General features: G+C 62.1%; 14 protein-coding genes and 1 pseudogene. 7 read left to right on the top strand and 8 right to left on the bottom strand.

Annotated features, from left to right (window positions below; all coding sequences use genetic code 11):
- The first annotated feature begins 64 nt into the window (after positions 1-64).
- Positions 65-412 (top strand): YgiW/YdeI family stress tolerance OB fold protein, encoded by a 348-nt coding sequence (locus V7787_RS09470; protein WP_014859120.1) that lies wholly within the window; start codon positions 65-67, stop codon positions 410-412.
- A gap of 67 nt (positions 413-479) precedes the next feature.
- Here the strand turns inward: V7787_RS09470 and V7787_RS09465 are convergent, their stop codons facing one another.
- On the bottom strand, positions 480-1,667 hold the full coding sequence (locus V7787_RS09465) for an MFS transporter (protein ID WP_231114223.1): 1,188 nt from the start codon (positions 1,665-1,667) through the stop codon (positions 480-482).
- Between the two features lie 165 nt (positions 1,668-1,832).
- Between V7787_RS09465 and V7787_RS09460 the strand changes: the two genes are divergently transcribed.
- Together V7787_RS09460 and V7787_RS09455 are read left to right on the top strand one after the other, a co-directional pair.
- Positions 1,833-2,732 carry a LysR family transcriptional regulator gene (locus V7787_RS09460; protein ID WP_064491022.1) on the top strand — a complete coding sequence of 300 codons (900 nt, stop codon included), beginning with the start codon at positions 1,833-1,835 and terminating at the stop codon, positions 2,730-2,732.
- 76 nt (positions 2,733-2,808) lie between these two features.
- Positions 2,809-3,582: a ParA family protein gene (locus V7787_RS09455; RefSeq protein WP_010955617.1), complete on the top strand. Its 774-nt coding sequence runs from the start codon at positions 2,809-2,811 to the stop codon at positions 3,580-3,582.
- On the opposite strand, the gene trxC is transcribed toward V7787_RS09455, so the two are convergent.
- The 4 genes from trxC to V7787_RS09435 form a co-directional block, all read right to left on the bottom strand.
- Positions 3,579-4,013, bottom strand: coding sequence for a thioredoxin TrxC (trxC, locus tag V7787_RS09450; protein ID WP_010955616.1), 435 nt, complete (start codon positions 4,011-4,013; stop codon positions 3,579-3,581). The two genes, V7787_RS09455 and trxC, sit on opposite strands and share 4 nt — an antisense overlap.
- Before the next feature lie 130 nt (positions 4,014-4,143).
- On the bottom strand, positions 4,144-5,604 hold the full coding sequence (selO, locus tag V7787_RS09445; protein WP_064491021.1) for a protein adenylyltransferase SelO: 1,461 nt from the start codon (positions 5,602-5,604) through the stop codon (positions 4,144-4,146).
- 183 nt (positions 5,605-5,787) lie between these two features.
- Positions 5,788-9,096, bottom strand: coding sequence for a mechanosensitive channel MscK (mscK, locus tag V7787_RS09440; RefSeq protein WP_198748275.1), 3,309 nt, complete (start codon positions 9,094-9,096; stop codon positions 5,788-5,790).
- A 35-nt stretch (positions 9,097-9,131) separates the two neighbouring features.
- Positions 9,132-10,874 (bottom strand): potassium/proton antiporter, encoded by a 1,743-nt coding sequence (locus V7787_RS09435; protein ID WP_336087578.1) that lies wholly within the window; start codon positions 10,872-10,874, stop codon positions 9,132-9,134.
- A 174-nt stretch (positions 10,875-11,048) separates the two neighbouring features.
- On the opposite strand from V7787_RS09435, the gene V7787_RS09430 reads away from it, so the two are divergent.
- Positions 11,049-13,199: a dermonecrotic toxin domain-containing protein gene (locus tag V7787_RS09430; protein ID WP_064491018.1), complete on the top strand. Its 2,151-nt coding sequence runs from the start codon at positions 11,049-11,051 to the stop codon at positions 13,197-13,199.
- A gap of 42 nt (positions 13,200-13,241) precedes the next feature.
- Here V7787_RS09430 and betA read toward each other — a convergent pair whose 3' ends face one another.
- The 3 genes from betA to betI all read right to left on the bottom strand — a co-directional run bounded on the left by betA (position 13,242) and on the right by betI (position 17,185).
- A complete protein-coding gene (gene betA / locus V7787_RS09425; protein WP_010955611.1) occupies positions 13,242-14,939 on the bottom strand; it encodes a choline dehydrogenase in 1,698 nt (565 codons plus the stop codon).
- A 77-nt stretch (positions 14,940-15,016) separates the two neighbouring features.
- A complete protein-coding gene (betB, locus tag V7787_RS09420) occupies positions 15,017-16,489 on the bottom strand; it encodes a betaine-aldehyde dehydrogenase (RefSeq protein ID WP_003249182.1) in 1,473 nt (490 codons plus the stop codon).
- Positions 16,490-16,528: 39 nt separating this feature from the next.
- Positions 16,529-17,185 carry a transcriptional regulator BetI gene (gene betI, locus V7787_RS09415; protein WP_014859113.1) on the bottom strand — a complete coding sequence of 219 codons (657 nt, stop codon included), beginning with the start codon at positions 17,183-17,185 and terminating at the stop codon, positions 16,529-16,531.
- Between the two features lie 532 nt (positions 17,186-17,717).
- On the opposite strand from betI, the pseudogene V7787_RS09410 reads away from it, so the two are divergent.
- The 3 genes and pseudogenes from V7787_RS09410 (at position 17,718) to V7787_RS09400 (ending at position 24,467) form a co-directional block, all read left to right on the top strand.
- Positions 17,718-19,252, top strand: a pseudogene (locus V7787_RS09410) (BCCT family transporter).
- Entirely contained in the window at positions 19,200-19,664 is a 465-nt protein-coding gene (locus V7787_RS09405) for a hypothetical protein (protein ID WP_172830944.1), read from the top strand. Before V7787_RS09410 ends, V7787_RS09405 begins: the two are co-directional and overlap by 53 nt.
- Positions 19,665-19,781: 117 nt before the next feature.
- On the top strand, positions 19,782-24,467 hold the full coding sequence (locus tag V7787_RS09400; RefSeq protein ID WP_336087571.1) for a dermonecrotic toxin domain-containing protein: 4,686 nt from the start codon (positions 19,782-19,784) through the stop codon (positions 24,465-24,467).
- The last annotated feature ends 33 nt before the right edge of the window (positions 24,468-24,500 follow it).

The raw sequence follows: 24,500 nt of genomic DNA, 5'->3' as shown, positions 1-24,500 counted from the left end.
AAGTTTGAATTCAGCGATCGTCGCTAATCTGGTCCCATCGAAACCGAAACAGGACCCGATCCTCATGAAAATCCGTTATCTCGCGCTCATCCTCGCCCCCTTGTTCAGCACTGGCGCATTTGCCGCTGGCTACACCGGCCCTGGCGCCCAGTCGGTAACTACGGTTGCCGCCGCCAACGACGCCGCCGATGACACCCCGGTTGTGCTGCAGGGCTTCGTGACCAAGAAGATCAACAACGACGACAAGTACGAGTTCAAGGACAACACCGGCACCATCACTGTCGAGATCGACGACGAGGACCTGCCGCCGACGCCGTTCAACGACAAGACCAAGGTGAAGCTGACCGGTGAGGTTGAAAAGCACCTGATGAGCCGGGAAGTGGATGTGGATATTGTCGAGATCATCAACTGATCTGATGGCCTCTTCGTGGTCACCCCCGCACCCACAGGTTGTGGGTGCGGGCGTGCCCACGAACGCATCAAACCGTTTTGGGTGGTAACTTGCTCAGGTGCAACGCCACCATCAAGGCCACCGCCAGCAAGCTGCCAATGAACAGCCCGATCCCGTTCCAGCCCCACTGGTGCCAGAACACCCCGCCCGCCGTACCGGCCACGCTGGAGCCGGCGTAGTAGCAGAACAGGTACAGTGACGACGCCTGCCCCTTGGCCTTCAGCGCCCGGCGGCCGATCCAGCTGCTGGCCACCGAGTGCGCACCAAAGAAGCCGAAGGTGAACACCAGCATGCCCACGATCACCATCACCAGTGGACTGGCCAGCGTCATCAGCAAGCCAACCGCCATTACCACGATACTGGCCCAGAACACCTTGCGCCGGCCCAGTTTGTCCGCCAGGGCGCCGACCTGTGCAGAACTGTAGATACCCGACAGGTAAACCACCGACAGCAAGCCGACCAGCGCCTGGTTCATGTGGTAGGGCTCGGCCAGCAGGCGGTAGCCGATGTAGTTGAACAGCGTGACGAAGGCGCCCATCAGCAGGAAGGCTTCAAGGAACAGCCAGGGCAGGCCGGCATCCTTGAAGTGCATGACAAAACCGTCCAGCAGGCTGCGTGGGTTCATCGTCTGTGCGCGGAAATTGCGTGACTCCGGCAGCACCTTCCAGAACACCAGCGCGGCCACCAGGGCCAGGCCGCCAATGGTCAGCATCGCCGTGTGCCAGCTGACGAAGTCGATCAATACGCCAGTGATGAGCCGCCCGCTCATGCCGCCAATCGCGTTGCCGCCGATGTACAGGCCCATGGCCAGGCCAATGTGTTGCGGGTGGATCTCTTCGCTCAGGTAGGTCATTGCCACTGCCGCCAGGCCGCTCAGCGACAGGCCGACCAATGCGCGGGTGGCCAGTACCAGCTCCCAGCTGGGCATCACTGCGCTGGCCAAGGTGGACAGGGCGGCGCAGGCCAGCGCGAACACCATCACGGGCTTGCGTCCGATGCGGTCAGAAATGGGGCCGGTGATCAGCAGGCCGAACGCCAGCATGGCGGTGGACACCGACAGCACCAGGCTGCTCTGTGCCGCGTTGATGGCAAACTCCCTGGACAGCAGAGGCATCATCGGCTGTACGCAGTACAGCAAGGCGAAGGTGGCGAAACCGCCGCTGAACAAGGCCAGCACGGTTTTCATGAAGGCGGGTGTGCCTTTTTCGATCCACATTTCGGTCAGGATGGCAGGTTTTGGCTCAAGGAGGAGGGGGGCTACTGCAGTTTTCACGGGCGGGTACCTCTGGCGCAATGAAAAAAGCATATAGCTGGCTAACGATTAGATCCAATATATTGTTCGACCTATTTGAGATGTTTGGCGACTTGTTTGGAGCGGATCATGGAACTGCGTCATCTGCGTTACTTCATTGCTGTGGCCGAAGAGCTGCACTTTGGCCGCGCCGCCCAGCAGCTGGGTATTTCCCAGCCGCCCTTGAGTCAGCAGATCCAGGCCCTGGAGCAGGAGTTGGGGGCCCGGTTGTTCGACCGGACCAACCGTCGTGTCGAACTGAGCGAGGCCGGTCGATTGTTCCTCGAGGAAGCGCGCCAGGTATTGGCGCAGGTGGAGAAGGCCGCGGATGTCGCCCGGCGTGCGCAGTTGGGCGAGCTGGGCGAGATGAAAATCGGTTTCACTTCCTCGGCCCCGTTCACCTCGAAAATCCCCAAGGCCATTCACGCCTTCCGTCAGCGCTTTCCGGCGGTGCACCTGAACCTCAAGGAAATGAGCAGCCGTGACGTTGCCGAAGGGGTATTCGACGAGTCCATCGAGGTGGGGTTGATGCGGCCGATGCCGCTGCCGGAGGGGTTGGTGGCCACCGAGTTGTTCCGAGAACCGTTGGTGGCGGTGATCAATGCCTCGCATCCGCTGGCCGAGGGCACTGAGCAAGGCGTCTACATGGCGGCGTTGGCCCCTGAGCCCTTCGTGTTCTTCCCGCGCAGCTATGGCAGCGGTTTGTATGCACAATTGCTGAGCATGGCCCGGCATGCGGGTTTCAGCCCCCATTTTGCGCAAGAGGCAGGGGAAGCGATGACCATCATCGGCCTGGTCTCGGCGGGGCTGGGGGTGTCGGTGTTGCCGGCGTCGTTCCAGCGCATGCGCATCGAAGGGGTGGTGTACCGCACCTTGCTCGATGAAGAGGCGATGACGGCGGTGTGGCTGGTGCAGCGCGAGCGTGGTCATTCGGTGATGGCCAAGGCATTTGCCGAGTTGTTGACAGGGCAGGTGGTCGGTCAGGCGTGATGCCGGTCAAATGGCACTGGTCATTGCCCCACTGCCACCACATACTCGGGCATTCGTTGATACACGGAGGTCAATCATGCGGCGCGTGGTGTTCAATCAGAAAGGTGGCGTGGGCAAGTCGAGCATTGCCTGCAACCTGGCGGCGGTCAGTGCCAATGAAGGCTACCGGACCTTGTTGATCGACCTGGATGCCCAGGCGAACTCGACCCAATACCTCACCGGCCTGACCGGAGAGGACATCCCCATGGGCATCGCCGATTTCTTCAAGCAAAGCCTTTCCAGCGGGCCGTTCAGCAAGAAGAACAAGGTCGATATCTACGAAACCCCGTTCGACAACCTGCATGTGGTCACCGCCACTGCCGAGCTGGCCGACCTGCAGCCAAAGCTGGAGGCAAAACACAAGATCAACAAGCTGCGCAAGTTGCTCGACGAGCTGGACGAGGATTACGAGCGTATCTACATCGATACCCCGCCGGCGCTTAATTTCTATGCGGTTTCTGCGCTGATCGCTGCCGATCGCGTGCTGATCCCCTTCGACTGCGACAGCTTTTCGCGCCAGGCCCTGTATGGCCTGCTGGCCGAGATCGAAGACCTCAAGGAAGACCACAACGAAGACCTGGTGGTCGAAGGCATCGTGGTCAACCAGTTCCAGTCACGTGCCAGCCTGCCACAGCAGATGCTCGACGAGCTGTTGGCCGAAGGTTTGCCGGTGCTGCCGGTGTACTTGGGCAGCTCGGTGAAAATGCGCGAATCGCACCACGCCAGCCTGCCGCTGATTCACCTGGAGCCGCGGCACAAGCTGACTCAGCAGTTTGTCGAGTTGCATTCGCTGCTTGAAGAAAACGCTTAAACCCCTTGGCTACGCAGCCACTCTAGCAGCGACTGGAGTGGAAACGCCCCGGCCTGACGGCTGATTTCGCGGCCGTTCTTGAACAGCAGCAGGCTGGGGATCGAGCGTATGCCCAGTTGCCCTGCGAGGTTACGGTTGGCTTCGCTGTCGAGCTTGGCCAGGCGACAGCGGCCAGCAAGCTTCCGGGCGGCCTCTTCGAAGGTGGGGGCGAATGACTTGCACGGGCCGCACCAGTCGGCCCAGATGTCGACCAGCAGCGGCAGGTCGCCTTTGATCTGGCTGGCGTAGCTGGCTTCGGTAAGTTCGAAGGGGGTGCTCAACAGCACATCCTTTTTGCAGCGACCGCATTTCGGCGCATCGCCCAGGCGCTCGGCGGGCAGGCGGTTGAGGCCGTTGCAGTGGGGGCAGGGGATTACCAGTGGGTCGGTCATTTCATCTCCGGTGTTGGGTTCACGGTTTCCTTGTGGGAGCGGGCGTGCCCGCGAACACCGGCGAAGCCGGTGCAATCCATCACGTTGCCTGCTTCGCGGGCACGCCCGCTCCCACAGGATTCGGCGCTAATCAGGAAGAGCAGCTGATTTCCAGGTGCTTGCCCCACTCCGGCGGTCGCTCGGCGTAGGCCTGCATCCCGGGCTGTTCCTCGAACGGCCTGGTCAGGACTTGGTGCAGCCGTCGAACTTCACTGTAATCCCCCGCCTCGGCCGCTTCGATGGCTTTCTGCGCCAGGTAGTTGCGCAGCACGTACAGCGGGTTTACCGCATGCATACGCTCACGGCGGCCTTCGGCATTGCCGGGTTCACGCCCACAGCGGGCCAGGTAGTCTGCACCCCAGGCATCGAAACCGGCCAGGTCGATAAAGTCATCGCGCGCCACCTTCAGCGCCTCAGCCACCGGCTGCTCACCCAGTTTGCGGAAGAACAGGCTGTAGTCCACGCCACCGCGTTGCATGCACTGCAGCAGGCGCTCGACCAGCGCCATGTCATCATCTTCGGCGGTGGTCAGCCCCAGGCGCCGGCGCATCAGGTCCAGGTAATGGGCCTGGTACAGCGGCAGGAACAGGCCCAACGCTTCCTTCAGTGGCTCAACTTCGATCACGGTGGTCAGTGCCTGGGCCAGCGCGCTGAGGTTCCAGTGGGCGATGGGCACCTGGTTGGCGTAGCTGTAGCGGCCTCGATCGTCGGAGTGGTTGCAGATGAAGTTGGCGTCGAAGTCATCCAGGAACGCATAGGGGCCAAAATCGAAGGTGATGCCGAGGATCGACATGTTGTCGGTGTTCATCACGCCGTGGCAGAAGCCATACGTCTGCCAGCGGGCGATCAGTTCGGCATTGCGCTCGACGATGGTGCGGAACATGGCCAGGTAAGGCTGCTCGGCGTCACGGCATTCGGGATAGTGCTGTTCCAGCACATGGTCGATCAACACGCGCTGCTGCTCGGGCTGCTTGGTGTAGTAGAAGTACTCGAAATGGCCGAAACGCACATGGCTCTGCGCCAGACGCGTCAGCATGGCCGCGCTTTCACGGGTTTCGCGCCACACTGGGGTGCTGGAACCGATTACGCACAGTGCCCGGCTGGTCGCGATACCCAGGGCGTGCAGGGCTTCGGAGGCGAGAAACTCGCGAATCGACGAGCGCAGCACGGCGCGGCCGTCACCCATGCGGGAGTAGGGTGTCTGGCCGGCGCCCTTGAGGTGCAGGTCCCAGTGTTCGCCTGCGTCGTTGAGCACTTCGGCCAGCAGCAGGCCACGGCCGTCGCCCAGACGTGGGTTGTACGAGCCGAACTGGTGGCCGGAATAAACCATCGCCCGAGGGTCGGCCTCTTCCCACAGTTTGTGGCCGCTGAACAGTTCGGCGAACACCGGCAGCTCGGCCTGGGCGGGGTCGAGGTCGAGCAAGGCCATGGCCGACTCGCTCGCTACCACCAGGCGCGGGTCTGCGATGGGTTCAGGCAGCACCTGGGTGGAGAACGCATCGCCCAGGCGGGCGAAGCGGTTGTCGAAGGTGAGTTGGTCGAGGGCTTTCACGGGACTGCTCCTTGGAATCGGTGCCTATGGGGCCGCTTGGCGGCCCTTCGCGGGTGAACCCGCCCCTACAAAGAACATGCAGTGCCTGAAAGCAGTGCGGTCCCTGTGTAGGAGCGGGTTCACCCGCGAACGAGGGCGAAGCCCTCGCAGCCATTTTGCACACAATAAAGTATTCGAGCCTATTCAGGCCGAAGCAGTGCCATCCGGTTTCGGCTGCTCCATCGGAATCAATTGCTGCTTGCTGCCCTTCGCATCCATCAGGAACACCTCTACCTGGCGTACCGAGATCTTGATGTTGTGGGCCTTGAACTCGCGGTTGATGTAGCGGTTGATCTCGTCCAGCGTCGGGTTGCGGTCGCCCAGGTCACGCACGTGCATGCGCAGTTCGTGGTCCAGCGAGCTCTCGCCGAAGTTGAGGAAGTACACGATCGGTTCCGGATCCTTGAGCACGCGTGGGTTCTCATGCGCGCCCTTGAGCAGCAGGTCGCGCACCAGGTCGAGGTCTGAGCCATAGTCGATGCCCAGCTTCAGCGTCACCCGGGTGACCGTATCGGTCAGCGACCAGTTGATCAGTTGGCCAGTGATGAAGGTCTTGTTGGGGACGATGATGTCCTTGCGGTCGAAGTCGGTGATGGTGGTGGCACGGATGCGGATCTTGCTTACCGTGCCCGACAGGTTGCCGATGGTGATGGTGTCGCCAATCCGTACCGGGCGCTCGAACAGGATCATGATGCCGGAGATGAAGTTGGCGAAAATTTCCTGCATGCCGAAGCCCAGCCCTACTGACAGCGCAGCCACCAGCCATTGCAGCTTGTCCCAGCTCACCCCCAGGGTCGACAGGGTGCTGACGATGCCGATGCCGACGATGGTGTACGACAACAGCGTGGTGGTGGCGTAGGCACTGCCCTGGGCCAGGTTCAGGCGAGATAGCACCAGTACTTCCAGCAAGCCTGGCAAGTTGCCGGCCAGGGCGAAGGTGATGCCGACGATCACCAGCGCGCCGAGCAGGTCGCCGAGGCTGATCGGTACCATGCTGGCGGCGGCGCCGGTGCCGCTGGTGTATTCGTAGAGGACGAAATTGTTGAGGTAGGCGAACACCGAGATCAGGTCGGCCCATACCCAGTACAGGCCGGCGATGAAGCCGCCGAGCAGGGCCAGGCGGATCAGGCGTAGCGACTGCTGGTTGACCTGTTCGATATCCAGCGTTGGCTCCTCGGTGATGACTTCGCCATCCAGCCCTTCCTTGGCTGCCGCACGCTTGGTCAACGCACGCTGGTAGGCCAGGCGTCGTGCAGCCACCGACAGACCGCGCACGAAGGCGGCCTCGATCACCAGCCAGAACAGCAGCAGGTACAGGGTGTAGATGAGTCGGTCGGTAAGCTTCAGTGCCGTGTAGTAGTAGCCGAAGCACACGGCGACGAACAGGGCGATGGGCAGGGCGGTGAACGCTACCCCCACCGCCCTGCGGAACAGCGAGGTGTCACGGTGTGCCGGGCTGCTGAGCAGCAGACGGCTGAGCAGCCAGGCCATCAGCGCATAGCAGGTCAGCACCACGCCGATGCCCAACACGTCGTCTGCCAATGCCGAAGGCTGGTGCTCGGCCACCGCCACCACGCCGACCAGTGCCAGCACAACGGTGCCCAGGCGGCGAACCCAGCCGCGCAGGAACTCGACCTGCGGTTTGTGCCAGCGGAAGTGGACTTCCGCCACGCCACCGGGTGCGAGGATACGGTAGGCGGTATAGAACACCAGCCAGGCCTGGGCCAGCTGCCAGAGTGCGGCGCCCAGGTTGGCATTCTGCCCGCGGGCGTCGATCTGCAGGGCGTAGCTGCACAGCGCCAGACCAAGGCTGACCGGCATCGCCAGCAGAATGTTGATTAGGATTGCCTGGGGCGTGTGCCATTGGCTGTCACGGCGGAAGTGGCCGATATCCTGGTGCACTTTGCCTAATCGTTGGTAAAGGTATTTGCGCCGCCACAACAGCGCGCCGATCACCAACAGCAGCGGCAGGAACAGCAACGGGCGCTGGCTCAGGCCATCGGCCAGCTCTTTCAGGCTGGAGCCCCATGGCAGGTTGGCGACCTGGTCGGCCAGGCGCTCTGGCACGTATTGCAGCCAGTCCCAGTCCAGCGGCTTGTTGCTGGGGATCCAGAACATTTGCTCGTCGAGGGTGGTGCGCAGGCTCTGCGCGGTGCCCAGCAGCTGCTTCTGGTTGAGCTGCAGGGTGATCGATTCGTTGAGCAGCGCCGACAGCTCGCGGTTCAGCCGCTCCAACAGGTCGCTGCGGGTGATGGCCACTTCCAGCAGGGCCTTGCGCAGCTGCGGTGTCACAGCTTCCTGCGGTTGCGCCGCCAGCAGCTTGTCGACGTAGGTGACCGGGCTGCTCATCTGCTCGCGTTGCTGGTTGACTTCGAACTGGTACAGGCGGGTGTCGGCGATCTGGTCGGCCAGGTCGCGGTCGACCTTCAGGTGCGGCAGTGTCTGTTTCTGTTTATAGAGAATCTTCGACAGCAGCAGGCTTCCCTTGAGCACGTTGATCTGCTCGTCAAGCGCCTGGTCGGCCTGGGTCAGGCTGTCGAGCTGCTGCTTGGTGCGCAGGTTCTGCTGGGTCAGTTCGTTAAGGCGATCGGTGCTCTTGAGCAGGTAGTCGGAAAGCTTGAGGTTGATCGCGCTTTCAGTGGCCAGCAGGCTGCTGCCGCCGGCCTTCTGAGCCTCGATCGACTGCTGGGTGACGGCTTCCTGGGACTGGGCCAGGCGTTTGGCGTTGATCAGCGTCTGCAGGTCCTGGATTTCCTGCTCCAGGCGCGCAGCGCGCTCGACCAGCAGGTCGTGACGCGCATTGCCGAGGTCTTGCAGCAGGCTGTTGCCGGCCAGTTCCTGGCGGCGCAGCAGGGTCAGCGCGTTGAGCGAAGCCAACTCGGCGTTGAGCTGATTGCGCTGGTCGGCATTGATGGCTTTGCCACCGTCCTTGCCGGTTTTGAGTATGTTGTTGATCTGCTGGGTGCGGGTCTGGCTGCTGCTGATCTCCGCCTGGGCACGCTCGGGGCGGGTTTGCGAGTTGATGATCAGGCTGTTGGCTTCAGACAACGCCTTTTGCAGCTCGCCCTGCAGCGTGTTGCGTTCGCTGAGCATCTGTTCAAGCTGTGGCACGGTGAGGTTGGCGTAGCGCTGTGCCACCGGTTGTGCCTTGGTTTCCTTGAGCCTGGCCAACTCCTTCTGGCTGTCGCTGGTCTCCTTGGGGGCACTGCTCAGCTGCTGCTTGAGTGCAGCCAGTTTCTTTTCGTTGTCTTCCTTGGCAGCAAGCAGGCTCAACGTTTGTTCGAGCACCTGCTGCAGCGCCTTCTGGTCTGCCTCGGGCAGCTTGCGCTCGGCGATCTTGTCGAGGCTGTTCTGGATACTGGCGGTGGTCGGGGCTTCTGCCGCGCCAGCCGCAAAAGAAAGGGACAGGCACAACCCGAGCAGGGCTGTGCGAAGGTACACGCGCAGGGACATAGGCAGACTACTTGTGGATCCGGCTGAAACGAAGTTTAGAGGAACAATCCTGGTCCGGGTCGCGTTCCTTCGGGGAATCTGACGCCTACTTTCTGGATCTTGTTCCCGTCCATGGTCGCCACGGTCCAGATCGTGCCATGCCATTCGACCTGGTCCCCCACTACTGGAGCGCCTCCGACCTTCTGTCGGATGAACTGCGCCAGCGGCATTTTCGCGTCGAGGCCATCGAGCTTCAGGCCATACAACGCTGCCACCGCCCCCAGTTCGGCATCGCCTTCGAGCACGAAGTCGCCGAAGAAACGCAGGTCCAGGCCACGCTGTGGCGCTTGGCTGAACAATTTGCCGAGGGCCGGCAGGTTGTGCTCGTGGCCGATCACGCAGAGCATGTCGCCCACTTCCAGCACGGTGCTGCCCGACGGGTGCAGCAGTTGCTCGCCACGGAACAGCGCGGCAATCCGTGTGCCTTCGGGCATTTTCAGTTCGCGCAGGGCGGCACCGATGCACCACTTTTCGGCGCCCAGGCGGTAGACGAACATCTCCCACTCGCTGGTGATGTGCACCTCAAGGGCGGAGCGGGAAATCGGCGCCGGGTCTGGCGGTACGGTCACTTTCAGCAGCTTGGCCATCCACGGCAGGCTGGTGCCCTGCACCAGCAGTGACACCAGCACGATGAAGAACGCCAGGTTGAAGAACAGCTGGGCGTCTGGCAGGCCCGCCATCAGCGGGAACACCGCCAGAATGATCGGTACCGCGCCGCGCAGGCCGACCCACGAAATGAAGCCCTTTTCGCGGCCGTGAAAAGCCTTGAACGGCAGCAGGGCCGCGACCACCGACAGTGGCCGCGCCACCAGGATCATCCACAGCGCCAGGCCCAGTGCCGGCAGGGCGATGGGCAGTAGGTCGTGCGGCGTGACCAGCAACCCCAGCACCAGGAACATGCCGATCTGCGCCAGCCAGGCCATGCCGTCGAGCATGTGCAGGATGCCGTGGCGGCTGCGGATAGGCTTGTTGCCCAGCACCAGGCCGCACAGGTAAACGGCGAGGAAGCCACTACCATGCAGGGCGTTGGTCAGCGAGAACACCACCAGGCCGCCGGCCACTACCAGAATGGGGTAAAGGCCGCCGGCCAGGTTGATGCGGTTGACCAGTTGCAGCATCAGCCAGCCACCGCCCAAGCCCAGCAGCCCGCCGATACCGAACTCACGCAACAAGTGGCCCAGCAGGCCCCAGTGCAGCCCGGTCTGGCCGCTGGCGATCATGTCGATCAAGGTGACAGTGAGGAACACCGCCATCGGGTCGTTGCTGCCCGACTCGATCTCGAGGGTAGCCGTAACCCGCTCGTTCAGGCCTTTGCCGCCGAGCAGCGAGAACACTGCAGCGGCGTCGGTGGAGCCGACGATCGCACCGATCAGCAAACCCTGAATCAGGCTCAGGTTGAACAGCCAGGCGGCAACCAGGCCGGTGAGGGCGGTGGTGATCATCACCCCGACCGTGGCCAGCGACAGCGCCGGCCACAGCGCCACGCGGAAGCTTGCCACCCGCGTACGCAGGCCACCGTCAAGCAGGATGACGGCCAGTGCCAGGTTGCCCACCAGGTAGGCGGTTGGGTAATTGTTGAAGATGATGCCGCCACCATCGACACCGGCGAGCATGCCGACGGCGAGGATGATGACCAGAATAGGGATACCCAGGCGCGATGACAGCGAGCTGACCAGGATACTTGCACCCACCAGCAATGCGCCGATCAGGAACAGGCTGTTGATGGTGCTTGCATCCAAAGGCAGGTACTCCGAGACAGCGGGGAAGGGGCGTGGTAGCGCATTCAGCAACAGCTAGCAGGTCGCGTGCCAATCGATTCTAACCTGAGGCCGACGCAGGCTGTAAAGCGATACCGCATCGTCGCTGCGGCTTGCGGCTGTAATGGTTCGCCCACTGTCAGGCAGCCAAGTGACATGAATGTCAAAGAAACCACTTCTCTCGCCCAGGTGGCCCAGCGCCTGCTCGGGCAATTTCCTGATTTGCACAATCTGGCGCGCCAGGCGGCGGGCCACGTGCTTCGCCGCCAACTGGGGTACTGGCTGGACCCGGACGGGCTCTATTGGCACGAGTTCCAGTCGGCGGCCAGCAGTTCGTCGAGCTTCACCGGCTGGCGCCACAGTGGGCCGCCACTGCGGTCTTTGAGCCTTACCGAACTGGTCATCCAGCGATTCGGCCCGCAGCAGCAGGCCAGTGCTGACGAGTTGAGTGTTTATGGTGGCTTCTACCGGGTGGATGCCAGCCACGCAGTTTACGACGAGCGCAACGAAGTGCGGCTCGACCCTCGGCAAGTACTGACGGCGTTCTGGCAGTTGGATTTTGCAGGGCGCTACACCGAGGCGCTGAGCAAGTTCCGGTCACGGCATGGCGAAGACTATTGTGTCCTGGCCCGTGCCCGCTTCATTGCTGCTGTGGGCCAATCTGCGCTGAGCCAACCTGAGCGCCAGGAACTGATGGCGGTGACGGTCGCTGATGCCGCTCTGCCAAGCACCGTGCAAGGCCTGCGACAGGCCAGGCAAGCGAATGCCCAACCTCAATGGAACGCACTTGTCATCGGCGGTATCAGCGCCAAGCTGATGTTCTTGCACAAGCTGAAGACTGGCAGGTTGTGCCTCTATCTTGCCGATGCGCAGGCTGTGGTGAAGGTATTCGACGATCGCCATGCGTTCCAGATGTGGATGGCTGACCAGGCCACCACGACTGCGGGGCGAGAGCGGCTGGTCAGGCTGTTCGTCGGGGACGGGGTACTGGCGCAGTCGCTACGCCCGCGTCTACGCAATTACTTCAAGTTGCTCGCACAGTCGCGAGGCGACACCACGTTTTCAGGACAGGCCATTGAAGGGGACCTGTTCGTTCGTCTGCGCGATTCGGTCATGGATGATCTGACCAGCGACGCCCACGAACGGCTGACCACCAACGCACAGTTGCGCAAGGCCGATTGGCTGTCGGGCTTGCAAGCAGCGAGTTTTATAATTGCGCCGATGGCGCCGCTTGGCTGGCCAGTGATATTGGCATCGCTCGGTCTGGGCACCGCAAGCCTGGCGCTGCACCTGGACCGGGCAATCAATGGCAAGCAGGCCTGGCGCACGGCAGCATGGTGGTCAGTACTGACGGATATCCTGTTCATCCTGCTCGATATAGCCATGATGCGTGCCAGCGAGCTGTTCACTGATGGCCACGTCCCCCCGCGTGTGACTGGTCAGGCGCAAGCCTCCGCTGCCAAGGTCGATTGGGAGCTTTACATGGCGCCGGCGGCAGACGACCTGCTGGCTGTGTCGGATCAGGCGCTGGCCCGCCAGGAAGCCCTGTTGGGCGCGGTTCCGTGGGCTGATCTCGATGCCGTGGGGCCCAATGGCGAGTATCTGGATGCATTCGGTGAGCCCTACCCCGTCTACCGCGATGAGCTCGGGTTTGGTTCGCCCGCCATTGCCGAGTACACCAGCTCGCCGGAGCGCTACAACAACCTGTGGCGGGGTATGCCGCTGGAGGGCACTCGCGCCGGGAATATCCAGCGCAGCCATGACCTTGCCCGCGCACTTGGGCAGATTGGCGTCAGTAATCAGGTAAGGCTGTATCGGGCTGCCTCCAGCCTGCGGGGCACGGGTTTTCAGGCAGTTGGTGAGGGTGCCATTGAAGTGGGTGACGTGCTGGTGACCACCGACTTCACGTCATTCACGGAAAACCCCTATGCCCTCTGGGAGGTTTTCAACGACCCGCAGACCCAGGTCAGCGGCAGGGGGGCTTTTGATGAAAATGCGTTGGTGTATGTATTGGAACCGGGCGAAGACATGCAGGCGACGCCCATCGGGCCCTTTTCAAGGCGACCTGATGAAGCGGAGTCTTTGATGATGCCCGGGCGCTACCTGCAAGTGGAAAAGGTGACGGCCGTTCAAGGGCACAATTATCGCTTTACCGAGGTGTGTCTGAAGGCACTGGCGCAGGCGCCAGGCGGGAAGGCCGTGCGTGAAATGCGCACAGGACAGTTGTTCGATCGCCAGGCGCTGGCGGGGCGACTGGGTGTCGAGGATGATTCGTTGATGCGCACATTCTTTGCGCTGCCCGCCTGAGCAAACGTGAAAGGGGCCGCTGCGCGGCCCCTGATCAAGGCCTCAGCCCTGTTTCACTTCACGCATCGGCTTGCCTTTCACTGGTGCATCCCCCGCCACGTAGTACTTGGCGGTGCTGCGCGGCAGTGGCTTGCGACCACGGATCTTGTCCGAAATCTTCTCGGCGATCATGATCGTGGTGGCGTTGAGGTTGCCGGTGATGATCAGCGGCATGATCGAGGCATCGACCACGCGCAGGCCCTTCATGCCGTGCACGCGGCCTTCACCATCGACCACCGCCATGTCGTCGGTGCCCATCTTGCACGAGCAGGACGGGTGGAAGGCGGTTTCGGCGTGCTCGCGGATGAACTTGTCCAGCTGCTCGTCGGTTTGCACGTCGGCGCCCGGGCTGATTTCGCGGCCACGGTACGGGTCCAGCGCCGGCTGGGCCATGATTTCACGGGTCAGACGAATGCCGTCACGGAATTCCTGCCAGTCCTGCTCGGTGGACATGTAGTTGAACAGGATGCTCGGGTGCTGGCGCGGGTCTTTCGACTTGACCTGAATGCGGCCACGGGCAGGCGAGCGCATGGAGCCCATGTGCGCCTGGAAGCCATGTTCCTTCACGCCATTGGAGCCGTTGTAGTTAATCGCAACCGGCAGGAAGTGATACTGGATGTTCGGCCACTTGAATTCCGGACGAGTCCGGATGAAACCCCCGGCCTCGAACTGGTTGCTGGCGCCGATACCGGTGCCGTTGAACATCCATTCGGCACCGATCGCCGGCTGGTTCCACCATAGCAGCGACGGGTATAGCGAAACCGGCTGGGTGCAGGCGTACTGCAGGTAAAGTTCCAGGTGGTCCTGCAGGTTTTCGCCAACGCCCGGCAGGTCGTGCACAACCGGGATGTCGAGGCTTTCCAGCAGGGCGCGCGGGCCGACGCCGGAGCGCTGCAGCAGTTGCGGCGAGGCGATGGCCCCGGAGCTGACGATCACTTCCTTGCGGGCGCGGGCTTCGACGCGCTCTTCGCTGTCGCCGACCAGGTAGGTCACGCCGATGGCGCGCTTGCCGTCGAACAGAACGCGATCCGTGAGGGCGTGAGTGACGATGGTCAGGTTCGGGCGCTTCTTGGCCTGGTCCAGGTAACCACGGGCAGTGCTGGAGCGGCGGCCGTTCTTGGTCACGGTGCGGTCCATCGGACCGAAGCCTTCCTGCTGGTAACCGTTGAGGTCTTCTGTGCGTGGGTAACCGGCCTGTACGCCAGCTTCGACCATGGCATGGAACAGCGGGTTGTTGCCGGCTTTCGGCGTGGTCACGCTGACCGGGCCTTCGCCGCCATGGTAGTCGTTCGGGCCGATGTCACGGGTTTCGGCCTTGCGGAAGTACGGCAGGCAGTCCAGGTAGGTCCAGTCTTCCAGGCCTGGCAGTTCTGCCCAGCCGTCGAAGTCCATGGCGTTGCCGCGGATGTAGCACATGCCGTTGATCAGCGACGAGCCACCCAGGCCCTTGCCACGGCCACATTCCATGCGGCGGCCGTCCATGTACGGCTCCGGGTCGGTCTCGTAGGCCCAGTTGTAGCGGCGGCCTTGCAGCGGGAAGGCCAGGGCGGCTGGCATCTGGGTGCGGAAGTCGAAGCGGTAGTCGGGGCCACCGGCTTCCAGCAGCAATACGGTGACGCCGGCGTCTTCGGTCAGGCGGGTCGCCAGGGTGTTACCGGCCGAGCCGGCACCGACGATGATGTAATCGAATTCTTGGGACATGAAAGTACCCTCGTGTTGGCGGTGATCGGGGAGCGGGAACGCCCGTGCGCGGTGGCACGGGCGAGGCTAGACAGGGTTCAGAAAACCGAGTTGTAGCCGCCCAGCTCGACCTGGACCGACTTGATGCGAGTGTATTGAGCCAGCGAGCTGACGCCGTTTTCACGGCCGACGCCCGACTGCTTGTAGCCACCTACCGGCATTTCGGCCGGCGATTCACCCCAGGCGTTGATCCAGCAGATACCGGCTTCGAGCTTGTGGATGATGCGGTGGGCGCGGGTGATGTCGTTGGTGCAGACGCCGGCGGCCAGGCCGTAGTCGGTGTCGTTGGCACGGCGGATCACTTCTTCTTCGGTTTCGTAGGTGAGGATGCTCATCACCGGGCCGAAGATCTCTTCCTTGACGATGGTCATGTCGTCGGTGCAGTCGGTGAACACGGTCGGGGCAACGAAGGCACCTTTGGCGAAGTCACCGGCAGTCAGACGCTCGCCGCCGCACAGCACGCGGGCACCTTCTTCCTTGCCTTTGGCGATGTAGCCCAGCACGCTTTCCATGTGCTGGAAGCTGACCAGCGGGCCGAAGTTGGTGTTTTCGTCTTCCGGGTTGCCAACGCGGATGCGGGCAACGCGCTCGGCGATCTTGGCTTCGAAGGCCGCCTTCATTTCAGCCGGGATGAACACGCGGGTGCCGTTGGTGCACACCTGGCCCGAGCTGTAGAAGTTGGCCATCATGGCGATGTCAGCGGCCTTGTCCAGGTCGGCGTCGGCACAGATGATCAGTGGCGACTTGCCGCCCAGCTCCATGGTCACTTCCTTCAGCGAAGAGCTGGAGGCGCTGGCCATGACTTTCTTGCCGGTGGTGGTGCCGCCGGTGAAGGACACTTTTTCGATGCGCGGGTGCTCGGTCAGCCAGGTGCCGACTTCGCGGCCGCTGCCGGTCAGAACGTTGAACACGCCGTTTGGCAGGCCGGCTTCGGTGTAGATCTCGGCCAGTTTCAGGGTGGTCAGCGAGGTGACTTCCGACGGTTTGAAGATCATCGCGTTGCCAGCGGCCAGGGCCGGGGCAGATTTCCACAGGGCGATCTGGATCGGGTAGTTCCAGGCACCGATACCCACGGTCACGCCCAGCGGCTCGCGGCGGGTGTAGACGAAGGACGATTCGCGCAGCGGGATCTGCTCGCCTTCGATGGCCGGTACCAGGCCTGCGTAGTATTCCAGCACGTCGGCGCCGGTGACGATGTCGACGTAGCGGGTTTCGGAGTACGACTTGCCGGTGTCCAGGGTTTCCAGCATGGCCAGCTCGTCGTTGCGCTCGCGCAGGATGTCGACGGCGCGGCGCAGGATGCGCGAACGCTGCATGGCGGTCATCGCAGCCCAGACTTTCTGGCCACGTTCGGCGCTTTCCACGGCCTTCTCGACGTCTGCCTCGGTAGCACGCTGTACGTGGGCGAGGACTTCGCCGGTGGCCGGGTTGATGGCTTCGAAAGTGGCATCGCTGCCAGCGTCGACGTAAGCGCCATCAATGTAGAGTTTTTGCGTTCCGAAACGGGCCATAGTGTCCTCGCAAGTGCAGTGTGTGGTTTGGCTTGCGCGTCATGCTCCTGCCGGGTTGGCAAGGGCCCTGCGCGCATTGTCAGCAGCCTGGTCGTTTGTGCCCAGGGTGTGCTGCTTGGCCAGTTGTAGTTCCATGTATTCGTAAGCAATCCGTATCGCCTGGTCGGTGTCGAATGCATCACCCGACAGGGCGCCACGCAGCCACAAACCGTCGATCAGGGCTGCCAGGCCGCGGGCTGCCTTGCGCGCATGGTAGAGCGGCAGGGCGCGACGGAACTGGCAGCACAGGTTGGAATACAAGCGGTGGTCGTTGATCCGCTGCAACCTGTGCAAATCGGGCTGGTGCATGCTGGAAGCCCAGAAGGCCAACCAGGTTTTCATTGCCGGGCCGTTTACCTGGCTGGCATCGAAGTTGCCCTCGATGATCACTTTCAGGTGAGCGCGCGGGCTGTCGTCTTTCAGGGCCTGGCGACGTGCTCTGACGCCTTCGTTGAGCATGCTCATGATGTAACCCATCGTCGCTGCGATCAGGCCGTTCTTGTCCCGAAAGTAGTGACTGATGATGCCGTTCGACACACCGGCCAAACGGGCAATCAGCGCAATGCTGGCGTCCCCCAGTCCGACCTGATCGACCGCCTGCAATGTGGCTTCGATCAACTGCTGGCGCCGGATGGGTTGCATACCGACCTTGGGCATCTTGCTATCTCCTCAGGCCTGCGAGCAGACGACAGGCGGCTGACTCGGCGAAGGCCAGTCTATTTTGTTTTGATTGAACGTTCAATCAATAAAGAATAAGCTCTGCGACAATTTGTGCCATTGACAGTTTTTCAGGCGGTCGAGAAGGCACGGATTGACACCCCAGGAAATCGCGTAACCACCGGAATACAAGGTGTTGACGGGCATGAGCGATGCGAAATGCAGATTCTGCCGTACGGCCATTGGCCCTGCGACAGGCCCTTGGAGCGGGCGGGGTGACCTGTGACGAATGCGCGCACCTCCGTTGAGGCGTGGCATTTTCAGCAGGCCACCTGTCTGTTTTTGGCAACGTATCGATTCGGGATCACGGTTTCCAGGGTTCTTTTATAACACCTGATGCAGTGGGGATATTCCACCAATTGCTCGGGAAAGACTGATTAGCCTCCACAGCCGCACTGCCCGGAGCATTCGTGCAATGAGTTCTGCCTCACTTACCAAGCCCCCCGCCGAGAGGGTACGGGTCAACCGCGTGGTGTTTTTCACCTCCGCGCTGATGATCCTTGTTCTGACTGCCTTGCTGATCGCTGTACCCGAAACCGCCGGCCAGGTGCTGGGCGTGGCCCAGAAGTGGCTGACGCGCACCTTTGGCTGGTACTACATGCTGGTCATCTGCGGATACCTGCTGTTCGTCGTCTACCTGGCTTTCTCCGACTACGGCAGCCTCAAGCTGGGTGGCAAGGACGACCAGCCTGACTTCAGCTATGGCGCCTGGGCCGGCATGCTGTTCTCGTCCGGTATCGGTATTTCGCTGCTGTACTTCGGCGCCTCCGAGCCCCTGGACCACTACTTCAACCCACCGGAGGGCACTCCTGCCAGCCTCGAGGCCGCGCGCCAGGGCCTGCAGCTGACCTTCCTGCACTGGGGCCTGCACGGCTGGGCGATCTATGCCCTGGTCGGCCTGGCCGTGGGTTACTTTGCCTACCGCCACAACCAGCCGTTGGCACTGCGCTCGGCGCTGTACCCGCTGGTGGGCGAGCGTTGGGTCAAGGGCGCTGCCGGCAACGCCGTCGATATCTTCGGCATGTTCGTCACCCTGCTGGGCCTGGTGACCAACCTGGGCATCGGCGCGATGCAAGTGTCGTCCGGCCTGGAATACCTGTTCGGCATGGACCACAGCAAGACCAACCTGCTGGTGGTGATCCTGGTCATGGCCGGCGTGGCTACCGTGGCAGCGGTATCGGGCGTGGAAAACGGCATCCGCCGCCTGTCCAACCTGAACATCATGCTGTTCAGCGGCCTGTTGATCTTCGTGCTGCTGGGCGGCGAGACCCTGCACCTGCTCAACGGCTTCGTGCAGAACGTCGGCGACTACCTGAACGGCATCGTGCTGAAAACCTTCGACCTCTATGTGTATGAAGGCGAAGCCGGCAAGTCGGAGCGCTGGTTGGGCCTGTGGACCGTGTTCTACTGGGCCTGGTGGATCTCCTGGGGCCCGTTCGTCGGCATGTTCATTGCGCGTATTTCCAAGGGCCGCACCGTGCGCCAACTGGTGATGGGCGTGCTGCTGATCCCGCTGGGCTTCACCCTGGCCTGGCTGTCGATCTTCGGCAACACCGCACTGGACCTGGTGATCAACCAGGGCGCCGTGGAGCTGGGCAAGACTGCGCTGGAACAGCCATCGATGTCGATCTACCAGCTGCTGGAATACTTCCCGGCAGCCAAGATCGTCATTGGTGTGGCAGTGTTCGTCGGGTTCGTGCTGTTCCTCACGCCGGCCGACTCCGGCGCGGTGATGATGGCCAACCTGTCGTGCACAGGCGGCAAGGTCGACGAAGATGCCCCGCACTGGATGGTGGTGTTCTGGTCCGTGGTGATCACCCTGGTGACCATCGGCCTGCTGTTTGCCGGTAACTTCGAAGCCATGCAGACCATGGTCGTGCTGGCGGGCCTGCCGTTCTCGGTGGTGCTGGTGCTGTTCATGTTCGGCCTGTACAAGGCCATGAAGCAGGACGTGGTGATCGAGCAGGAGCGCGCCGAACTGGCCGCCCGTGGCCGTCGCGGCTTTAGCGAGCGCCTGACCCAGCTGGAACTGCAGCCGACCCAGGCCGTGGTGCAGCGCTTCATGGACAAGCAGGTCAGCCCGGCGTTGAAAGAAGCCGCTGCACAGCTGCAGACGCAGGGCTTCGAGGTGGAAACCCGCGTTGGCCAGTCGCGCAACCTGATGGGCTTGCGGGTGATGATGGAAGAGGGCAACCCGTTCGTCTACGAAGTGAGCCTTGACGGCTATATGGCCGCGCCGAGCGAGGCGCCGGTCGAGGGTGAGCCTGAACTGCGCCAGCGCTTCTACCGCGCCGAGGTCTATCTGCATGACGGCAGTCAGGAGTACGACCTGATGGGCTTTGCCCCAGACCAGATCGTGCGTGATGTGCTCGATCAGTTCGAGAGCCATCGCCAGGTGCTTGGCCGCGTCTATAGCTGACAGCCCGGCAGGTCGCCGCACCGCCAGGTGCCGCGGCCTGCCAGCAGCAATATGTAGCACCTGTTTCGATACCATTTCCAGGACGCTTTGTGGTTCATTCCACAACGAGTCCTGGTCATGCCCGCCACTCACGCGCACAACCTCAAACACGCAGTCGCCGCCCAGTTCGCCAGCCGTCCCATGCTCCGCCAGGTCGTAGGCGAACAGGTCATGAAGGTGATCCTGGAGCACTATCCTCTGGTTGGCGTGCATCGCCCTGAAATGACCTCGGCTGCACCGCTGTACCTGATGTCCCTGCAGCCGGATGGTGTCTGGCGCCCTCAGCCGCTGGTGGATGTTGTGCTGCAGGCCCTGCTTGCGGCTAAACCACTGGACCTCGCCCCGGCGGGCGACTACCGCCTTAGCCTGAACCCGCCCCGGCGCTTTTTCGCCATCGAGTCGAGCTTCGAAACGGCTGAGGGCGATTTGATCGAGCCCGCGCGCCTGACCGATGGCCTCAACGCGTTGCTGCCAATGCTGCTTTGGCACTTCCAGCAAGCGCAGATCGACTATTGGAACGGCGACGGCACGATCGACCGGGACCTGTGGTTGCAACAGTTGTTGCGCGCCAACCTGCTCGATGGCCTGAAAGACGAAGCGCTGGACGACGAACAGCGCAAGCTTCTGCGTGACCTGATGATGGGCAACCGCACCGGGCTCGATGTGCAGCTGGTGCGGGTAGCCTTACGTGAGGGCGAAGACACGTTCCATGAGCTGTTGCCCGGCTTGCTGATTACCGCCTCCAGTGAGGTTCGCGAACTGACACTCTGGTGTTCTCCCGAAGGCCTGGTCCGCAGTTTCGACGCCCAGGCTGCATTCGGCGCGGCGTTGCAAATACAGATGGCTGGACGTTACCGGTTTGATGAGTTGAACTGGCAGGGCCTGACCGTGGGGGGCGACGCTTTCGCCCTGTACAGCGCCTCGCTGCTGGAAATCTTGCTCGAGCGCGTGGCCCGCCTGCGCTGGAGTGCGATCGACAGCGTCGACCAACTGGAGCACTACTGCCACTTGGCCTGCGACCCCGCATCATTTTTCGCCGAGTTCAGTGACCATGGCACCGGTGGGCTGGGCCTGGCGCTTCCCAAGGGCCTGTCGCGAGCCGATACGGATAGCCAGACCGCTTACCTCCAAGCCATGCTCGACTTGTCGCTACTGCAACAGCACAGCCCAGCGCAGGGCATTCAGGACGGTCTGCCGGACTTGCACACCTATGCGGCGACGCGCCTGCGCGAAGCGATGCTGCATGACCACCCGGTAGACGCCAATTATTTTCCTGATGACCTTCTCCTCACGGTCGAGACCTTTGTCAGTGACGGTCACGGGCTGGGCTTCGGCCAGAAGACCGGTGAAAAGACGTTGACCCTGACGCAGCTGGCGATCGGCCGCCTGGATGCCACCGCAGGCGGGGTGGTGACACACATCGCCCACCGGGAAAACCAGCTGATCATGAAGTGGATGACCATTGATTACGTCCGTGAGCTGGTGCAGCGAGTCGATATCGGCGGCAGTTATCCACGGCATGTTCAGTCGATGCTCGATCGCTCGGCGAGCCGCGCCGAACACATCTCGGCATTTGCCATACGCTGGCGTGTCACCCTGATGTTCGATGCTGCGCGGGCGCGTGCCGTCAAACGGCTCGACAAATTCGCCTACGGCGCCCTGGCAGAATTCTGCCGTAGCGGCGCGGAAGGGGCAGCCGCTGTGCGGATTGCACCGCTTGCGTTCAAACGCTCGCCGACATCAGAGAGGGTCGACGTCGCGCATGGTTTCTACGTGATCGAACTCATCGAGTTGGGTGTTCATCTGTTGTACTGCCCGCTGTACACCGAAAAGGCGCTGATTCAGTACGACAGCGCTCAAGCACTGTTGGATGCGATCAGCCGCCCGGGGGCGTTGCAGGACAACGTGCTGCTGTGGATTGAGCAAGCTCAGCGCGCGGTCTACGACAATGGTGGCTTCCGGGAGCCGCACCTGCCCCAATGGCTGCTCGACCCTTACACCCTCCCGGAGAAACCGCAGCCTGTTCAGTTGGCGCTGCAATTCTGGGCGCGGGACGTGGATCGGCAGATGTTCGAAGCCAAGGGCCGGATGTTGCTGGAGCTGGCGGATCGCAGCGCCATGAGCAACAGCGAGGTGCGCTGGCGACTGGTCACCGCATTTTCCTGGGAACTGCTGAATGTTGTGTTTCCGGTGTTGCCAGGGCCGCTCACCTCGGTTGCCTGGCTCTACATCGGCATGCGCAGCTTGATCAACGATGTGCAAGGACTGGCCAGCTCGCATCTCGACGAGCGCATCCAGGCGATGGTCGATGTGCTGAACAACACCTTGCTGGCGCTGATACACCTGCAGACGCCGAAACTGGCAGCGCCGCCCGTTTCTGGCGACCTGCCGCCAGTGCTGTTCCAGGGGCCACCTGCCGGCACTGGGGTCGAGCTGGCGAACCTTTGCGCAGCAACGCGGGAGCCCAGCGCCTCGGTCGACAGCCTGCAGGCCATGGCCAACACCCACCTCGATTTTTCCTGGCGTGGGGCTGGGGGGCTCAATGGCCTGTCAAGTGCCCAGCGCGGCCAGATGCGCGCGTTGGCGGTCAGTGTTTTGCTGGAAGGGCGCGAACCGCAGACGCAGGGCGTGGCCGCGGGGCTGGTACGGATCGGGGATGATTTCTATGTGTCTCTGGACGGTGATGTCTACCGAGTCAGCCTTGATAACGCAGCGTTTCGCATCATTGGTCCGGACGGCACGGTTGGGCCATACCTGATGCGCGACGGCAATGTCTGGCGCCTCAATAATTCGCGCTTGCACGGTGGCAATGATCGCTCCGGCGAGTTGGCCCGCGAGCGATTGCGCAAGAAGCTTGACGGGCCGATCGCCAAGGCTCAGGCCGAGATAGAGCGGCTTATCCTGGCCGCAGAGGCTGCCACGAAGGATTTCAACGCGTTGAGCGAGCAGATTGTCGGTTTGCGTGATCCGGTAAAAAAAGTCGAGGAACGGTTGCAAAAGGCGCCACCCACCGAGCCGGGCGAACGTGCGCAATTCGAGCAGGCTACCGAGTTGTTCAAGCTCAAGTTCCAGCAGTTGCAAGAGCAGACGAGTAAGTTGCGCAACCAGCGCCTGCCCTTGAACGAGAGATTGTTCCTTGATTATCTCGAGGCCGAACGCAACATTACCTACGTGCTTGACAAGTCGAGCGCCTCGACGCACGTCGGCAGCGTAAGAGATCAACGGATACTCTTGGGCCAGGTCCGCAAGAACCTGATCAGCTTTGGCATGTTTTTCATTGATGAGCTACTGGCCTTGGGTGGGTTCAGGGAATATGACCAACTCACCAATGCGCTCAATGTCGCACCGCCAGAGAAACAGGCCGAGTTGTATGCCAGGTTCCGGACGATGTTGGAAAAGTTGCTTGAAGAGCAGCCCAGGATCATCAATGTCTCCAGCCAGCTGGATCGCCTGTTGGCCATCACCGACATCGACATGCAAGTGCCTTACGTCAATACCACGCTGACCGTTTCGAGCATTATCGAGAGCCGTAAGACGACCACGATCAACATCCGGTTTTTCCAGGCCATGGGCCTGGTCGAGCTGGCCCTGCAGTGGCACAAAGGCACGCCTACCCAGCACTACATGATCTTCCGCCATGCGCTCGCCAGTCAGCGTTTGCGGGTGGCTGCACAAACCCATCATCTGCTGATGTTCTGTGACTTGCCTGTCGCCGAACGAATCGAGGTGCTGCAAAGTGCGTGGGACGAATACCTCGCGGCGATTCTCAACGCCGAACGGATCAAGACACTCGGCAGCAAGCTCATCGATGTCCAGCGCCTTGAGGCCTACAAGCAACAGATGGTGGAACTGAAAACCATAGCCGGTGAGGCGTTGGTCGAGGCCATGCGCGAGCAGGCGGACGGGCAGGTCCGTGGCACACGTCGTGCGGTCTATTCACGAAAGAGCCTGCAGGTGGCCCATACGCGGGCTGGTCAGATAGTCATTGGCAGCGAATCGGTGGTCGACGGGCAGGCTGTGCTGCAAGTTGTAGCGGCTTTCAACAAGAGTGCGCTGCATCGCTTCCAGAAGCAGGGAAACACCTGGGTTGAAGAGGTAGCCGCGGGCGAACCGGAACAGCAGTCGCGGACTTCTACGCCGGAGTCCGAAAGGAACAACCGGGAACTGGCCGAGGCCATGCTGGCACAGAACGAAAATGTCATCGCTCAAGCCAGAGCCCTGGTTGCCAAGGATGCTGACGACATGGGCCTGATGTCGATGCTGGACGGCCAGATCAACGAAGTGTCCGAGTTGCGTGAACAGCTCAGCGATGCCAACGCAGAGCACGCGCTGCTGGCGGGCATGGACGATGCGCTGATTCAGTTGCGTCAGGCCCGCCGCGACTGTTTGGTAGCGCTTTACAGCAAGACGCGCTATCCAGGTGCCAGAGGGCTGAATTTTCTCCATCAGCAGGGTTTGCTCGCCGTGGAATATGTCGGGCCTCGGCAGGTGGTTTCCGATGGCTATCTGGACGAGTACCGGATCAGCCTGTTGCGTGCTCCCGGTGAGAGTCGAGGTAAACCCTTGTGGGCCGCGCATTTCCATTTTGCCGACTCGCAGGCGGCGCCGACGGCGTTTGGCAAAGGCCATCTCAAGCTGTGGAGCCAGCGCAAGATGGGGTATCGCGAGCAAATGAAGGCGGCGAGCGAGGGGCAGGTACTGAGCATTTATCGGGGTAACCTGACCTACGCACAGGCCAGGGATGTCATTCCGTTCAACCTCTGAACATTCGCCCGGGTGGCCCAGCGGCTGCCCGCG

This window comes from Pseudomonas sp. CGJS7 (assembly GCF_036961695.1).
Note: the sequence above shows the minus strand (reverse complement) of the source record. Positions and strands in the feature narration are given on the sequence as shown.

What these genes read in the sequence shown, in the direction of transcription:
- V7787_RS09470 (WP_014859120.1), top strand. Translation starts at nt 65, where the DNA reads ATGAAAATCCGTTATCTCGCGCTCATCCTCGCCCCCTTGTTCAGCACT.
- V7787_RS09465 (WP_231114223.1), bottom strand. Translation starts at nt 1,667, where the DNA reads ATGTGGATCGAAAAAGGCACACCCGCCTTCATGAAAACCGTGCTGGCC.
- V7787_RS09460 (WP_064491022.1), top strand. Translation starts at nt 1,833, where the DNA reads ATGGAACTGCGTCATCTGCGTTACTTCATTGCTGTGGCCGAAGAGCTG.
- V7787_RS09455 (WP_010955617.1), top strand. Translation starts at nt 2,809, where the DNA reads ATGCGGCGCGTGGTGTTCAATCAGAAAGGTGGCGTGGGCAAGTCGAGC.
- trxC (WP_010955616.1), bottom strand. Translation starts at nt 4,013, where the DNA reads ATGACCGACCCACTGGTAATCCCCTGCCCCCACTGCAACGGCCTCAAC.
- mscK (WP_198748275.1), bottom strand. Translation starts at nt 9,096, where the DNA reads ATGTCCCTGCGCGTGTACCTTCGCACAGCCCTGCTCGGGTTGTGCCTG.
- V7787_RS09430 (WP_064491018.1), top strand. Translation starts at nt 11,049, where the DNA reads ATGAATGTCAAAGAAACCACTTCTCTCGCCCAGGTGGCCCAGCGCCTG.
- betA (WP_010955611.1), bottom strand. Translation starts at nt 14,939, where the DNA reads ATGTCCCAAGAATTCGATTACATCATCGTCGGTGCCGGCTCGGCCGGT.
- betB (WP_003249182.1), bottom strand. Translation starts at nt 16,489, where the DNA reads ATGGCCCGTTTCGGAACGCAAAAACTCTACATTGATGGCGCTTACGTC.
- betI (WP_014859113.1), bottom strand. Translation starts at nt 17,185, where the DNA reads ATGCCCAAGGTCGGTATGCAACCCATCCGGCGCCAGCAGTTGATCGAA.
- V7787_RS09400 (WP_336087571.1), top strand. Translation starts at nt 19,782, where the DNA reads ATGCCCGCCACTCACGCGCACAACCTCAAACACGCAGTCGCCGCCCAG.